This is a genomic window from Halorussus sp. AFM4 (genome assembly GCF_051194995.1).
Classification (GTDB): domain Archaea; phylum Halobacteriota; class Halobacteria; order Halobacteriales; family Haladaptataceae; genus Halorussus.
In genome coordinates, this window is the sequence record NZ_JBNTJT010000001.1 from 1,294,705 (window position 1) to 1,309,565 (window position 14,861).

The window sequence follows — 14,861 nt, forward strand, 5'->3', positions numbered from 1 at the left end:
CACTTTTTGTCGGGGCTCGGACAACCGGGGGGCATGAAGGCCATCAAGGACAGCGTCCACGACCACGTCCCCGTCTGCGACCTCGCCGCCGACCTGCTCGACACCCCCGAGGTCCAGCGGCTCCGCCACATCAAGCAGCTCAGCACGGTCCGGCTGGTCTACCCCTCGGCGAACCACACCCGGTTCGAGCACAGCCTCGGCGTCTACCACCTCGCCCGCCGGGCGCTCTCGCGGTTCGACGTCGACGCCGAGCGCGCGAGGGCGGTCCGGGCCGCCGCGCTGCTCCACGACGTCGGTCACGGCCCCTACGGCCACCAGACCGAGGGCATCATCGAGCGCCGGCTGGGCCGGCACCACGACGAGGTCGGCGACCTCCTGGAGTCGGGCCGGCTGGCCGACGTCCTAGAGTCCCACGACCTCGACCCCGCCGAGGTCGCCGACCTGGTGGCGGGCGAGGGCCGGCTCGGCCAGCTGGTCGCGGGCGAGCTCGACGTCGACCGGATGGACTACCTGGTCCGGGACGCCCACCACACCGGCGTCCCCTACGGCACCATCGACCACTCCCGGCTGCTGGCGGCGCTCCGGTTCCGGGACGACCGGCTCGTGCTCGCTGACGGCAACGTCCAGACCGCCGAGGGGACGCTGGTCGCCCGGGCGCTGATGAACGCGACCGTCTACCGCCACCACGTCTCGCGCATCGCCGGCGCGATGCTCGAACGAGCGGGCGAGCGGCTGCTCGACTCGACCGACCTCACCGCCGAGGCGTTCGCCCGGATGACCGACGACCGGCTGCTCGGCGCGCTCCGGGAGTGCGACGCGACCGCCGACGCCGCCCGCCGGCTGGAGGAGCGGGACCTCTACAAGCGGGCGGTCTGGGCCAAGCTCGACGCCGTCCCCGACGACGTCGTCACCGCCGACCGCGAGTCGGTCCGGGGGTTCGAGCGCGAGATCGCCGACGTCGCCGACCTGCCGCCCGAGTCGGTGCTGGTCGACACGCCCGGCGAGCCGAGCATGCCCGAGACCTCGACCCGGGTGGTCGTCGACGGTGCGGTCCGGCGGCTCGCCGACGAGTCGCCGCTGGTCGAGGGGCTGCGGGCCGCGGGCCGGGCCCAGTGGCGACTGGGGGTCTACGCGCCCGAGGAGAGGGTCCCCGAGGTCGGCGCCGCGGCCGAGCGGGTGCTGGGTCTCGCGGGCTGAGGGGCCGTCAGCGGGGACGGGTTTCCGCCGCGGTGACGACGTCGACGCCCGAGAACTCGAACCGGGCGCCGCCGGCCGCGCTCTCCGCGATCGTCCAGTCCCAGCCGTACGTGTCGACGAGGTTGGCGACGAACGCGAGCCCCAGCCCGAGCCCGCCCGACTTCGTCGTGTAGCCGGCCTGGACGACCGACTCGCGGTCGTCCTCGGGGATGCCCGGGCCGTCGTCCTCGACGTAGAAGCCGACCCCCGTCTCGAGGGACCCGACGCGCACGGTCACGGTCGGATCCCCGTGTTCCAGGGCGTTGCTGAACAGGTTCCTGAACAGGTGACGGACGTGCACCGGGTCCGCCCGTATCGTCTGGTCGGTCGCCACGACGAGTTCCGCCTCGTCCGGCGAGAGGTCCGACCACGCGGCCGCGGTGACGTCGGCCAGCGAGACCGGCTTCCAGTCGACGTTCGCCTCGGACCCGCGGACGGTGACGAGCAGGATGTCGATCATCTCCTCGATGCGGTCGAGTCCGGACTCGACCTCCGCGACGTCCTCGGGGTCGCCCTCCAACCGCTGGAGGTAGATCTGCGCGACGTTCAGGGGGTTGCGGAGCTCGTGGGCGAGCATCCCCGCGAAGCTCTCGAGCCGCTCGTTCTGGCGCTCCAGCCTCCGGCTGTACTCCTCCACCGCCTGCCGCTGTCGCTCGGCCTCGCGCGCCTGCGTGAGGGCCCGCGCCTCCTGGAGCCCGATGCCGAACCCGCCGAGGCTGCCGAGCGCGCCGAACAGGAGGATGGCGAGCCAGAGGTACTCGATGCCGCTGCCCGGGGTGAACTCGACCACCAGGATGACGGCGGTCATCACGCCGCCGCCGAGGAGGCTCCAGCCGGCGATCCGCGGGGAGACGTCCGGCGGGAGGTCGCTGCGCGGCAGCCGGTAGCCGAGGTACGCGAGCGCGAGGCTCGGAGCGGCCACCAGCAGGAAGTTGAGCAGCTGGCCCGGAAGTCGCGCACCTTCGCTGACGACGAGGGCCCCGCGGACGGCTGCCAGCGTGACGTAGACCGCTCCGAGCGCGACGACGACACGGCCACCGCGTACGGGTCCGGTTTCCCCCTCCCGACGGCGCATGGTTGGCCTCTGTAGGTCCGGGAGCGAGTTATACCGCACGCTCGCCGGTGGCCGCAGCACCGGTTAGCTGAACGGACTCGGCGCGGCCGGAGTGTCGGTGTCGGACCCTCGGAACGACGCCCCGCCGGGACCGCGTCGGCCCCGCGGCTGTCCGGGACACCGGCCGTCCGGCTGCCGTCAGCGCGTCGGCCCGCGGCCGTACCGCCGGGGCCGGCCGCCGCTGGTTCGATACCGGGACTGCTGTCCGCCCTGGTCCCGTGAGGGCTGGGACTGGGGCCGGTACTGCGACGGGTTCCCGCCCTGCGACTGCTGGCCCCGGATCGACGCGCCGGGGCTCTCGGGGATCCGCTGGGGCTCGACGGTCTGGAGGTGCGACTGGAGGAAGTACAGCTGCTTGTCGACCTCCCGCGAGAGCTCGGTGTACAGGTCGGCGGTGTCCTCGTCGCCCTCCTCGACCGCGAGCTCGATCTCGCGCCGGAGGTTGTTGGCGTGGATGCCGACGCGCTCGACCAGCGCGGCGACGTACTCCGGCCCGGTGACCGCGTCCGCCGGGACCGGCGGGATCCGGCTGTTCGCGGCGGCCATCCGGACGGTGCCGGCGGCCTCCCCGCCCAGCGCGGTCGTGCGCTCGGCGATGGTGTCGGCGTGCTCCTCCAGGGTCTCGGCGAGCTCGTCGAACAGCAGGTGGAGCTGGTAGAAGTTCATCCCCTTGACGTTCCAGTGGGCGAACTTGGCCTGGCTCATCAGGTCGGTGGTGTCGGCGAGGCTCTGGTCGAGCATCCCGACGACCGCGCGTCGGGTCTCGTCCGGGAGCCCCACCGCGGTGCGGTACGTCCGGAGCGGTCGCGGACTGCCGGTCCCCGACGCGCCGGACTGCTGTCCCGTCTGCTGGCCCTGCGGTTGCTGTCGCTGTCCGGTCGGTGGTCCTCGTTGCGTGCTCACGTGGTCTCCCCCGTTCGAGCGACGACGACCCGCGGGAAGAATGTTCGGGCGAACCGGCGGCGCTCGGAGGGGAACGCCGGCCGCGGCTCCGCCGCGGGCAACGAGGTTTTGGCGCGCCCGACCCGAAGGCGTAGCATGGGGGGTCGGTGGAGCACCGCAGCGGGCACACTCCGGCGGATCGTCCGGGAGACCCTGCGCGAGATCCACGACGAGAACATCACGTTCATGGCGGGCAGCATCGCCTACCACGCGTTCGTCTCGCTGATCCCGCTGGTGCTGCTCGGCGCGCTGGTCCTCGCGGCGCTCGACCAGGCGGCGTTCACCGCGTCGCTGGTCGAGACGACCGAGCCGTTCCTCACGCCGTACGCCCGCGACCTGCTGGTCGAGTCGCTCGACGTGCCCGCGACCCGGACCGGCGTGTCGGTGGTCGGGGCGGTGACGCTGCTGTGGGGCATGTCGAAGATATTCCGCGGGCTCGACGTGGCGTTCTCCGAGATATACGGCACGAGGTCGAACAAGCGCCTGCTCGAGCAGTTCGAGAACGGGATCGTCGTCTTCGCCGCGCTGGGGGTCGCCGTCGCCGTCTTCCTCGTCGCCGGCGCGGTGGCCGCGGCGGTGCCGGCCCCGCCCTACCGGGCCGCGCTGAACCCGCTGTTCCTCGTGGCCGGCCTCGCCGTCGCGTTCCTGCCGGTCTACTACGTCTTCCCCGACGAGGACGTGACCGTCCGGGAGGTCGTGCCCGGCACGCTCTTCGCGGCGGTCGGGTGGGCCGCGCTGGAGGCGCTGTTCCAGGGGTACGTGGGCCTCGCCGGTCGGTACGAGGCCGCCTACGGCGCGCTGGGGAGCGCATTCCTCCTGCTCATCTGGCTCTACTTCGGCGGCCTGCTGCTGCTGGTGGGCGCGGTGCTCAACGCGGTCCTCGCCGGCCGGACCGGCGACGAGCACGCGCTCGGGGTGACCGACGAGGTCAGCGCCGACCCGCCGGACCTCGACCGGCCCGCCCCGTCGGTCGGCCGGGTCCGGTCGGCCCGCGACCGGGTCGGGACCGGTCGCGCGGACGCCGACGGCGGGCGGGTCGGCGAGGGGGCCGGCGGCCGCCCCACCGACGCCGGGGCCGGCCGGCGCGCCGGGGCGGACCTCCGCCGGGCCGACCGGTCGCTCGACGCCGACCCCGAGGCGCTCCGCGAGCGGGTCGCCACGCTGGAGACCGAGACCGCCCGGCTCGAGCGGGAGGCCAGAAGACTCGAACGCGAGAACGACCGGCTTCGCCGCCGGAACGAGGCGCTCGCGCTGCGGCTCCGTCGGCAGCGCCGGTCGGTCTGGGCGCGGACGAAGCGGTGGCTGCTCGGCGACCGCGAGTAGCGTCAGTCCGAGACCAGTTCGTCGACCGCGCCGTTGATGTCCTCGATCTGGTCGGTCTGGTCGTCGATCTCGCCGGCGATGTCGCGGGTCCGGTCCGCGATGTCGTCGGCGTTGGCCGCGGTCTGGTCGACCATGCTGGCGACCTCCTCGGTGCTTGCGGCCTGCTGGTCGGTCGCGGTCGCGACCTCCTCGACGCCCTGGGTGACCTCCTGGACCGCGTCGGCGATGTCGTCGAAGTGGTCGAGCGTGCCGTCGACCGTGTCGATGCCCTCGTCGATGCGGGCGTTGCTCTCGGTCAGGCTCTCGACCGCGTTCTCGGTGTCGGTCTGTATCCGGTCGATCTCCGACTCGATCTCGCCGGCCCGGGACCGCGACTCCTCGGCGAGCGACTTGATCTCCTCGGCGACCACCGCGAAGCCGTCGCCCGCGTCGCCGGCGCGGGCGGCCTCGATGTTGGCGTTCAGCGCGAGCAGGTTGGTCTGCTCGGCGATGTCGTCGATGACCTCGACCACCTCGTCGATCTGCTCGACGCTCTCGCGGATGGTCCGGACGTCGGTCGCGACGGACTCGGCCGCCTCGCGGATGCCCTCCATCGTCTCGACCGCGTCGGCGGCCGACTCCTGGCCGTCCTCGGCCCGGTTGCGGGCCTGCTTGGCGCCGGACGCGACCTCCTCCGTCGAGGAGGCGATCTCCTCGACCGCGGCGCTGAGGCTCGACACCTCCTCGGAGACCTGCGACATCCCCTGGGACTGCTCGATCGCCAGGTCGGTTATCTCGTGGGTCCGGGACGCGATCTCCTCGGAGGACGCCTGGAGCTCGGCCAGCGACGTCTGGATCTCGCTGGCGGCCGCGTCGTCGTACCCTGCGTTCTCGTCGATGTCCTGTTCGACGTCGGCGTCGAGGTCCGCCTCGACGTCCGTACCGATGTCCGTACTCGTGCCGACGTCCCGGTCGTCGGTCGCCCGCGTCGCCGCCGCGTCCGCATCTGCGTCGTCGTCAGTGCCGAATTCGGGGTTCTGCATACGAACCCGGAGTCGTCCCCGGTGGAAAACCGTGCTACATAACTAGTTAGGCTCGCCGCGGCGCCCCTCGAACAGCTCCGCCAGGAGCTTGCGCTGGGCGGCCCGGAGGTGCTGGTGGAACGTGGGCCGGGCGACGTCCATCGACGCGGCCAGGTCGTCGCCGGTCGTCGGCCGGGGCCACTCGAAGAACCCCGCGAAGTACGCGCGCTTGAGCGCGGTCGCCTGCCGGTCGGTGAGCCGGTCGGCCACCGCCGCCGCGAACTCCTGGCGGGTCCGGGCGGGCCGCTCGCGCTCGCGGAACCCCGCGAGGTCGACCTCGCGGAACCGCTCGGCCACGGTCTCGAACACCGACCGCGCCGCCGTCTCGTTGGGCAGTTCCAGCGCGAGCCGGGTCCGGTCGGGGTCGGCCTCGATCGCGCGGGTCACCGCGCCGTAGTCGGCCAGTTCGGCGACGAACGAGTCCGCGACCACGAACTCGAACAGGCAGTCGCCGTCCCGCTCGGTCAGGCGACGCACCGACCCCACCCGGTCGCTCGCCTCGGCTGCGGCCACCACCGCCTCGGGGTCGGCGGTCTCGGCGGTCCAGAGCTGGCGGAGCCGCCCGTCGGCCAGCGTCGTCGACGCGACGTACGACAGCCGGCAGTCGCCGGCCGCGGCGACGTCGCCCGCCGACAGGTCGCCGCGCACGTCGAGGTCGAGCTCGACGACCCGGTCTGCGGTCAGGATGCGTCCGCTCTCCAGGGCGTTGACGGCGTTCGCGATCTCGACGCCCAGCGTCTCGAGGACGAGCCGCTCGCGCTCGTCGAACGCGTCGGGGTCGGCGGCGTACACCGCGAGCACGCCGTAGACGGTGTCGCGGTACGCGAGCGGGACCGCGACCAGCGCCGAGACGTCCCCGGCGTCGGCCAGCGCCGCCGCGTGGTCGGGCGCGAGGTCGTCGCCGTCGGGGTCGACCGACGTCCGGACCTCGCCGGTCGCGACGGCGGCGGCGCAGGGGTCGGTCGGGTCGTCGAGGTCGAGTTCCAGCCCCTCGACGTCCGGCCCCTCGCCGGCCCACCGCCGGGCGACCGCGGTCTCGCGCCGGAGGTCGGTCCCGCCGACCCAGGCGAACCGGTACGGGTCGGTCTCGACCAGTCGCCGGCAGACGCCCCGCTCGATCTCCTCGCGCGTCGTCGCCTGGACCAGCACCTCCGCGACGTCCCGGAGCAGACCGTTGACCCGGTCGAGGACGCGTTCGAGCCGCTCGCGCTCCCGGCGGAGCCGTTCGGCGTTGCGCTCGGCCTCCCGCTCGGCCCGCTTGCGCTCGGTGACGTCGCGGCCGACGCCCACGAACCCGAGTCGCTCGCCGTCGCCGCCGGCCAGCGGCGCCCCCGAGAACTCGTACGGGACCGTCTCGCCCGACGCGGTCAGCAGGTCGGCCTCGACCGTCTCCGCGGTCCCCTCGCCGAGGATGCGGTCGACGGTCGCGCCGACCCGCTCGCGGTCCTCGGGAGCGAGAAACTCCGGCAGTTCCGTCTCCTCGAACCGCTCGTCGTCGTAGCCGGTCACCTCGACCGCCCGGTCGTTCCACCGGAGCGGGTTGCCCTCCAGGTCGAAGGCGTAGAGGGGGTCGGGGAGCGCGTCGACGACGCTCCTGATGAACTCCCGCTCCCGCCGGAGCTCCCGCTCGCGCTCGCGGCGCTCCAGTTCGAAGCTCACCCACTGGGTCAGCACCTCGACGAACGCCCGCTCGGACGGGGTGAACGCCCGGTCCCGGGGGTCGGTGTCGGCGAAGCAGAGCGTCCCGTAGAGCTCGCCGTCGACGGTCACCTTCCCGCCGAGGTAGCAGGCCAGCTCGAACCGCTCGTAGGCCGGGTCGCCGGTCCACCCCTCGGCGGGCGCGTCCCTGACCCCCAGCAGGCCGTCGGACTCGATGGTCCGCCGGCAGTAGGCCCGCGAGAGGGCCTCGGTCTCGCCGGCCCGGAGGAGGTCGTGGTCGCCCCGGGCCGCCACGATCTCCTGGCGGTCGCGGTCGGGGTCGATGTACGTCAGGAAGCCCAGCGGGAGGTCGACCCGCTCGCAGCCGAGTTCGATGATGCGTTCGAGCTTCGCGTCGAAGTCGGCGTCGCGCTCGGTCGCGACGTCGTACAGCGCGCGCAGCGCCCGCTCGTTCTTCCGGAGCTCGTCGCCGGCGAGGCGGCTCTCGGTCACGTCGGTGTGGCTGACGACCGCGCGCGGTCCGTCGTCGGCGTCGAACCGGCTCGCGCGAAGCCGGAACCACCGCTCGCGCTCGCCGTGACAGGGGTACTCCATCGTGAACGCCTCGCGCTCGCCGTCGAGCACCGCCCGGATCCCCGCGCGGGCCGCGTCGGCGAACTCGTCGTCGCCGGCGCCGGCGGCCGACAGGTAGTCCGCGCCCGGGCCCGCGGCCGACCCGACGCCGTGCTCGGCCGCGAACTCGTCCCACGCCCGGTTGGTGCGCAGAATCGTCCCCGACGCGTCGAGCACCGCGACGCGGTCGACCAGCGCGTCGAGCGCCCGCTCCTCGTTCGATTCGACGTCGCTCATCGCGAGAGAGGTTCGGTCACGGGGTGAAAAGTGTCCGTGTTCGGTCGGCGACAGTTCGACGCTACTCGGCCGCGGTCAGCTCGAACGCCCACTCGGCGACCGCGTCCCGCTCGGCGACGTAGGTGCTGTCCGCGAAGGCGTACCTGCCGGGCGGGAGGCAGCCGTCGGCCCGGTGGTCGGTCCACACCTCGGCCTCGCAGGTGAACTCGTCGCCGCGCTCGACCTCGTCCACCCACAGGCCCAGGCCGCGCCCGAATCCCTCGTCGCCGGTCCACCGGAGCTCGACCCGGACCGACGCGGGGGTCTCGACCGTCACCTCCCCCGCCAGCGTCTCGACCGAGAGTTCGGCCGGGATCACCGACGGCTGCGAGACGTCGGTCACCGAGACGCGGCGGAAGGGGGACTTGTCGGTCATCGTCCGGGACGGAGATAGCTCGCCGCCGCAAAAGGCCTGTCGGAGGTTCGTCAGGCGTTCTGGACCTGCTTCAGCACCTCGGGCGCCTCCTCGAGCGCCTCCTCGAGCTTGTCGGCGTCGGGGCCGCCGCCCTGGGCGAAGTCCGGCGGACCGCCGCCGCCCCCGCCGACCTTCGCGGCGAGTTCGCCGACGACCTCGCCGGCGTTGACGTTCGACCCGTCGGGGGCCGCGACCACGAACTGGGCGCCGTCGGCCCCGCTGCCCAGCACCGCGATCTTGCCCTCCTCGACCAGGGCGTTGGCGGTCGCCCGGAGCTCGTCCATGTCGGCGTCGAGGCGCTGGATCACGGCCGTGGCGTCGCCGACCGCGACCTCCTCGCCGCCGTCGCCGCCGGCGGCGCGGGCCTCGGCGAGCTGCTCCTTGAGCTCCTCGATCTGCTTGCCCCGGTCCTTCCACTCGTCGAAGAACCGCCGGGCGGTCTCGGGCACCTCGTCGGGGTCGACGTCGAGCACCTCGGCGGCCTCCGCCAGCGCGGCCTCGGTGCGCTGGGTCGCCTCGATGGCGGCGTCCCCGGCGGCGAACGTGAGCCGCTCGACGCCGTCCTGGACGCGCTCGGTGTTCAGGATCTTGATGGTGCCGACGTCGCCCGTGCGCCGGACGTGGGTGCCCCCGCAGGCCTGGACGTCCTCGGCGACGTGGATGAGCCGGATGTTCTGGCCCGCCGGGATGCCGCCCTGGTAGAGGTCGAAGCCGTACTCCTCCTCGGCCTCGTGGCGGTTGGGCCACTCCTGCTGGACCGAGGTGTTCTCCATCACGATCTCGTTGGCGACCCGCTCGATCTCCTCGCGGGTCTCGCGGTCGATGCGCTCGTAGTGGCGGACGTCGATGCGCGAGCTGTCGACGCCCTTCTGGGCGCCGGCCTGCCGGACGTGCTCGCCCAGCACCTCGCGGGCGGCGTGGACGACGATGTGGGTCGCGGTGTGGTGGCGCATCAGCCGGCGGCGGCGCTCGCGGTCGATCTTCCCGCGGACGATGTCGCCCTTGCCGACCTTCTCGTCGGTCCGGTGGAGGATGACCCCGTCGCTGATCTGGACGTCGGTGACCTGGACCGTCCTCTCGTCGGTGGTCAGGGTGCCGCGGTCGGACGGCTGGCCGCCGCCCTCGGGGTAGAACATCGTCTGGTCGAGCACCACGTCGTAGGCGGGGTCGCCCTCGTCGTCCTCGCGTTCGAGCACGTCGAGCACCACGGCCTCGAAGTCGGTGCCGTACTGGTCCTCGTAGAACTGGCGCTCGGTCTTGGGCAGGTCGGCCAGCCGGTCGTCCTCGTCCTCGTCCTCCTCGAACGCCTGGCCCGAGTCGTGGCGGGAGGCCACCAGGCTGTAGAAGTCGTCGGGCACCTCGACGTCGGTGCCGAACTCGGCGGCGATCTCCTCGACCATGTCGGGCTGGATGCCGTGGGAGTCGTACAGCTCGACCAGCTCGTCGGTCGGGATGGGCCGGCCCTTCTCGGCGTACTCCTTGGCGAGGCGCTCGACACGGCGGCCGCCCTGTTCGAGCGTCTCGCGGTACTTCTCGACCTCGGTCCGGACGATGTCCCGGACCGTGTCGCGGTTCTCGTAGCCCAGCCGCTCGGCCTGCATGTCGACCAGCTCGTCGAGCGGGGCGTCGACCCCGACGTTGTCGCAGAGCCGCTTGGTCCGGCGCAGCACCATCCGGGCGAGATACCCCGTGGCGACGTTGCTCGGCACGATGCCGTCGCCCAGCATGTAGGCCAGCGTCCGGCAGTGGTCGGCGATGGCGTAGATGTCCTCGAGGGGTTCCAGCAGGTCCTCGAGCCGGGAGGTCGAGACGTCGAGCTCCCGGGCGATGTTGTCGCGGGCGGCCTCCATGTCCTCGGCCTCGTCGATGTCCATGTGGCCCGCCAGCTTCGAGGCGCGGTGGACCAGCTCCTCCTCCTCGTCGGAGTGGTCGATACCGGCGTTCCCCTTGAGGAACGAGATCATCTCGGGGTAGACCGCCTCGTAGACGGTCGGGGTGCCCTGGCTCACCCAGGTCCACCGCTCGAGCCCGTAGCCGGTGTCCACGATGTAGGTGTCCATCTTGGAGTACCGGTTGCCGTCCTTCATCTCGTACTCGCCGTCGGGGTCCTGCTCCATCGACATGAAGACCAGCGTGGCGAGCTCGGCGCCCTTGTAGATGACCTCGATGGCGGGCCCGGCGTTGCCCCCGCCGACCCACGGGTCCTCGATGTAGGTGATCTCGTCTAAGTTCGCCCCCATCGACTCGAAGAACTGGTCGCAGTACCGGACCGTCTCGTCCTTCCAGTAGACCTCGCCCTGGTAGGCGTACTGCTCGGGGTCCTCGATGTCCTCCCGGGCGTTGAACGCGTGGTGGGCCATCATCTCGAACGCCATGGTGTGGCGGCCGGTCTTGCCCACGTTGTCGATGTCCTGCATCCGGATGCAGGGCTGGCTGATGGTCAGCGGGTTGGCCGGCGGCGGGGTCTGGCCCGACGTCACGAGCGGCTGGAAGTCGTAGATGGACGCCTGGGTGAGCAGCACGTCGTCGCGCCACCGGTTGGCGGCCACCGGGTACGGGTCGATGCGCTCGTGGCCGTGCTCCTCGAAGAACGAGAGGAACGCCTCGCGCATCTCCTCGAGGGTGTGGGTCTCGGGGAACCCGGGGTCGTCGATGAACTGGTACGTCTCGCACGGCGGTTCGCCGCACGTCTCTCGGTCGGGGTCGCGCGTCCAGAAGAAGTCACCGCACTCGGTGCACTCCTTCCTGACGAACCCCTCCTCCTCGAAATACTCGAGGCGGTACTCCTCTTCGAGTTCGCTCATTATTGTGCGTATTTCGCCAACGAGCGCGTAAAACAGTTCCGCAAGTTCGTCACTCGGTCGGGCGCGGCGTCCGGTTCGGACCCGCGCCGACCCCGATCGCGCCCGGCCGACGACGGCGAACTTATGCCGGGGCGGGTCGCACGTCCGATTGCATGGCTGACATCACCATCACCACGACCGACAGCCTGGCGGGCCGCGAGATCACCGAGTACCTCGGCGTCGTCTCGGGCGAGGCGGTCATCGGCGCGAACGTCGTGAGCGACATCGCCGCGGGCATCCGCGACGTGGTCGGCGGCCGGAGCGGCTCCTACGAGAAGAAGATCGAGACGGGCCGCGAGGAGGCGGTCGCCGACATCCGCGCCGAGGCCGAGGAACTCGGGGCCGACGCCGTCGTCGGCGCCTCGTTCGACTACGAGGAGATGGCCGAGGGCATGCTCTGGGTCAACTTCTCGGGCACCGCGGTCCGGACGCGGAGCGAGTAGCGCCGGCGGTCAGGAATCTCTCGTCACGGCGACAGTAGTACGATTTCCGTACTCGGGACCCCTCGCGGACCCCGCGGTCAGTCCAGAGCGTGTCTCTCGTTGCCACCCGCGGCCGGACCTGCAGTTGTCAATAACGGCGTGCCGAACGGAAGGTACTGATTCAGCACGGAGTTTCTACAGCCCGGTTCAGGAGTCGACACAGCTAGAGGAAGCACTATCGCCAAACTGGCCTCGGAAACGCGGACGCCCCGAGGCGATTCCCTCAACGGAAACCTTTTCCTTCCGATTTGCGTAACCCGACCGATGAGCTCTCGGCGAATCACGCACGACGAAGTCCTCGCCGTGTGTGACGGCACACGGCTGGTTCACGAACCCGTGACGGCGAGCGAAGTCGCCGAGGAACTGGAGTGTAGTCGCCGCACCGCGTACAACAAACTCGCCGAGCTGGCCGACCGCGGTGACGTCCACAGCAAGAAGGTCGGCGCTCGCGGCCGCATCTGGTGGCGACCCGCGGACCCCGAATCGGGTTCCCGCTCCGGAACTGCCCGGCGTCGAGACGTTACCGACGACGCTGATGAAACAGTTTCCGCCAGACCCGAGGAGTCCCCCTCCGTCGGCGCCGAACGCGATCATCTCAGAACTGAACTCGAGGACATGTTCGAGCGGATCTCCGACGGGTTCTACGCGCTCGACGACGACTGGCGGTTCACGTACGCCAACGACCGGGCCGAGGAGCTGATCGACTACCGGGGTGAGGGCCTCGTCGGGAAGGACTTCTGGGAGGTGTTCGAGCGGGCGGAGGAGTCGACACTGGGCGAGAAGTACCGCGAGGCGTTCGAGACCCAGGCGCCGACCTCCTTCGAGTTCTACCACCCCGACCCCCTCGACGCCTGGTACGAGGTCCACGCCTACCCCTCCGAGACCGGACTCTCGGTGTACTTCCGCGACGTGACCGAGCGCAGGGAGCGCAAACAGGCGCTTCGAGAGAGCAAGGAACAGCTCCGGGCGCTCATCGAGGTGCTCCCGGTCGCCGTGGTCGTCGCCGAGGACGACGGTCGGATCGTCGAGTGGAACGAGGCCGCCGAGGAGATCTGGGGCGGCCAAATCGCCGAGTCCGATTCGATCGTCGACCACGACGGGCGGTGGGCGGACACTGGCGAACCGGTCGATCCCGACGAGTGGCCGCTCGCCCGGGCACTGCGGGGCGAGGAGGTGACCGACCCGGACGAGATCGAGATCGAGGGGTCCGACGGGGAGCGTCGCACTGTCCTCAATCACGGTATGCCGGTTCGAGATGCGGACGGCGAGGTGAGTCGCGCGGTCGTCACTCTCATCGACATCACCGAGCAGAAGGAACGCGAACGCGAACTCGACGAGACGATAGCCGAGTTGCAGGAGAGCGAAGAGCGGTTGCGGCTCGCACTCAAGGCCGGAGAGATGGGCACGTGGGAACTCGACCTGCAGACCGGTGATGCGCCCGTCCGGTCACCGCGACACGACCGGATCTTCGGCTACGAGGAACCGCTCGACGACTGGGACTTCGAGACGTTTCTCGATCACGTCCACCCCGACGACCGTGAGCGAGTGGAGCAGCGCTTCGAGGCGGCCTTCGAGACGGGCAAGTGGAGCTTCGAGTGCCGAATCGTCGGAGCCGACGACGAGCAGCGGGCCATCTCGGCCCAGGGCGAGTTCTACTACGATAGCGAGGGGGAGCCGGTCCGCGCGGTCGGGATCGTGCAGGACGTCACCGAGCGCAAGGAGCGCAAGCGCGAACTGGAGCAGGTCGAGCGCCAGTTCGAGGCGGCGTTCAACAACCCCAGCGCGTTCATGGGCCTGCTCGACCCCGACGGCACGGTCCGGCGCATCAACGAGACCGCCCTGGAGTTCGCCGGCGTCGACGAGACGGACGTCCGGGGCGAGAAGTTCTGGGAAACGCCGTGGTTCACCCACTCCGAGGAGGTCAGGGAGGAGCTGCGGGCCGGCCTCGAGCGGGCCGCGGACGGCGAGTACGTCCGCAGCGAGTTCTCGCATCGGTCACCCGACGGTGAGACCGTCATCATCGACGCGATGCTGGAACCGGTCCGCGACGAGGACGGCGAGGTCGTCGCCATCATGCCCAGCGGGAACGACATCACCGAACGCAAGCGCCACGAGGAGCGGCTCGAACAGCAGAACGAGCGGCTCGAATCGTTCGCCAGCATACTCGCCCACGAGCTCCGGAACCCGGTCACCATCGGCCAGATCTACAGCCAGCGGCTCCCGGCCGAGACCGACGGAGAAGCGGTCGACTACGTCACGGAGGCGTTCGACCGAATCGAGGACATCATCGACGTCATGCTGATGTTGACGCGGGGCCGCGACGCGGTCGGCGACTCCTCGCCGGTCGAACTCGCGACTGTAGCGCGGGAGGCGTGGGACGAGATAGACGCTCCCGACGCCGCGCTCGATGTCGAACTTGACCGGACGATCCGGGCCGAGAAGACGTACACCCGCCACCTGCTCCGGAATCTACTCGAGAACGCCGTGGAACACGGTGGGCCGGACGTCACCGTCACGGTCGGCGGGCTTCCTGACGCCTCCGCGAGCAGCGAGAATCGGAGTCCCTCGGACCGTTCGAGCGGGCGGGGCTCGCGAGAAGGCGGAGCGAGCGGAGGCTCGGAAGACGAGCAGGTCGGGTCTTCCGGTGGGTTCTACGTGGCCGACGACGGGGTCGGTATCCCCGCCGAGGACCGGGACGCGATCTTCGACCAGGGGTACACGACGGCCGCCGACAGCGGCGGGTCCGGACTCGGGTTGGCGTTCGTCCGGAAGTTCGCCGACGTGTACGGGTGGGACCTCGCAGTCACCGAGAGCGAGGGCGGCGGAGCGCGGTTCGAGTTCCGGAACATCGGCTAGCGCCGTACCCCCGTTCCGCCCGTCATATCGAACAAGCGGGTA

Annotated in this window: 10 protein-coding genes; 4 read left to right on the plus strand and 6 right to left on the minus strand. The window is 71.2% G+C overall.

From position 1 onward, the window contains the following. Nucleotides 1-33: 33 nt before the first annotated feature. Nucleotides 34-1,197: an HD domain-containing protein gene (locus ACQUQF_RS06715; protein ID WP_435177029.1), complete on the plus strand. Its 1,164-nt coding sequence runs from the start codon at nucleotides 34-36 to the stop codon at nucleotides 1,195-1,197. 7 nt (nucleotides 1,198-1,204) lie between these two features. On the opposite strand, the gene ACQUQF_RS06720 is transcribed toward ACQUQF_RS06715, so the two are convergent. Beyond that, nucleotides 1,205-2,311, minus strand: a complete 1,107-nt coding sequence (locus ACQUQF_RS06720) for a sensor histidine kinase (protein WP_435177031.1) — start codon at nucleotides 2,309-2,311, stop codon at nucleotides 1,205-1,207. A 177-nt stretch (nucleotides 2,312-2,488) separates the two neighbouring features. Continuing rightward, the gene (gene dps / locus ACQUQF_RS06725; protein ID WP_435177033.1) at nucleotides 2,489-3,253 is read right to left on the minus strand and encodes a DNA starvation/stationary phase protection protein Dps; all 765 of its coding nucleotides are present in this window, start codon (nucleotides 3,251-3,253) and stop codon (nucleotides 2,489-2,491) included. A 135-nt stretch (nucleotides 3,254-3,388) separates the two neighbouring features. Between dps and ACQUQF_RS06730 the strand changes: the two genes are divergently transcribed. Then, nucleotides 3,389-4,615, plus strand: coding sequence for a YihY/virulence factor BrkB family protein (locus ACQUQF_RS06730; RefSeq protein WP_435177035.1), 1,227 nt, complete (start codon nucleotides 3,389-3,391; stop codon nucleotides 4,613-4,615). 2 nt (nucleotides 4,616-4,617) lie between these two features. On the opposite strand, the gene ACQUQF_RS06735 is transcribed toward ACQUQF_RS06730, so the two are convergent. From ACQUQF_RS06735 to alaS, 4 genes are all read right to left on the minus strand, one after another. Beyond that, nucleotides 4,618-5,637 (minus strand): methyl-accepting chemotaxis protein, encoded by a 1,020-nt coding sequence (locus ACQUQF_RS06735; protein WP_435177037.1) that lies wholly within the window; start codon nucleotides 5,635-5,637, stop codon nucleotides 4,618-4,620. 42 nt (nucleotides 5,638-5,679) lie between these two features. After that, the gene (locus ACQUQF_RS06740; RefSeq protein WP_435177039.1) at nucleotides 5,680-8,184 is read right to left on the minus strand and encodes a bacterio-opsin activator domain-containing protein; all 2,505 of its coding nucleotides are present in this window, start codon (nucleotides 8,182-8,184) and stop codon (nucleotides 5,680-5,682) included. Nucleotides 8,185-8,245: 61 nt separating this feature from the next. Next, the gene (locus tag ACQUQF_RS06745; RefSeq protein ID WP_435177041.1) at nucleotides 8,246-8,599 is read right to left on the minus strand and encodes a hypothetical protein; all 354 of its coding nucleotides are present in this window, start codon (nucleotides 8,597-8,599) and stop codon (nucleotides 8,246-8,248) included. Nucleotides 8,600-8,649: 50 nt separating this feature from the next. Next, nucleotides 8,650-11,442: an alanine--tRNA ligase gene (alaS, locus tag ACQUQF_RS06750; protein WP_435177043.1), complete on the minus strand. Its 2,793-nt coding sequence runs from the start codon at nucleotides 11,440-11,442 to the stop codon at nucleotides 8,650-8,652. A 152-nt stretch (nucleotides 11,443-11,594) separates the two neighbouring features. Here alaS and ACQUQF_RS06755 point away from each other — a divergent pair, with 152 nt between their 5' ends. Both ACQUQF_RS06755 and ACQUQF_RS06760 read left to right on the plus strand, forming a co-directional pair. Then, complete coding sequence (locus ACQUQF_RS06755; RefSeq protein ID WP_435177045.1) at nucleotides 11,595-11,924, plus strand: YbjQ family protein; 330 nt, start codon at nucleotides 11,595-11,597, stop codon at nucleotides 11,922-11,924. A 303-nt stretch (nucleotides 11,925-12,227) separates the two neighbouring features. Beyond that, on the plus strand, nucleotides 12,228-14,819 hold the full coding sequence (locus ACQUQF_RS06760; RefSeq protein ID WP_435177047.1) for a PAS domain S-box protein: 2,592 nt from the start codon (nucleotides 12,228-12,230) through the stop codon (nucleotides 14,817-14,819). The last annotated feature ends 42 nt before the right edge of the window (nucleotides 14,820-14,861 follow it).

Coding starts and splice junctions, on each gene's coding strand:
- ACQUQF_RS06715 (WP_435177029.1), top strand. CDS start 34: ATGAAGGCCATCAAGGACAGCGTCCACGACCACGTCCCCGTCTGCGAC.
- ACQUQF_RS06720 (WP_435177031.1), bottom strand. CDS start 2,311: ATGCGCCGTCGGGAGGGGGAAACCGGACCCGTACGCGGTGGCCGTGTC.
- ACQUQF_RS06730 (WP_435177035.1), top strand. CDS start 3,389: ATGGGGGGTCGGTGGAGCACCGCAGCGGGCACACTCCGGCGGATCGTC.
- ACQUQF_RS06735 (WP_435177037.1), bottom strand. CDS start 5,637: ATGCAGAACCCCGAATTCGGCACTGACGACGACGCAGATGCGGACGCG.
- ACQUQF_RS06740 (WP_435177039.1), bottom strand. CDS start 8,184: ATGAGCGACGTCGAATCGAACGAGGAGCGGGCGCTCGACGCGCTGGTC.
- ACQUQF_RS06745 (WP_435177041.1), bottom strand. CDS start 8,599: ATGACCGACAAGTCCCCCTTCCGCCGCGTCTCGGTGACCGACGTCTCG.
- alaS (WP_435177043.1), bottom strand. CDS start 11,442: ATGAGCGAACTCGAAGAGGAGTACCGCCTCGAGTATTTCGAGGAGGAG.
- ACQUQF_RS06755 (WP_435177045.1), top strand. CDS start 11,595: ATGGCTGACATCACCATCACCACGACCGACAGCCTGGCGGGCCGCGAG.
- ACQUQF_RS06760 (WP_435177047.1), top strand. CDS start 12,228: ATGAGCTCTCGGCGAATCACGCACGACGAAGTCCTCGCCGTGTGTGAC.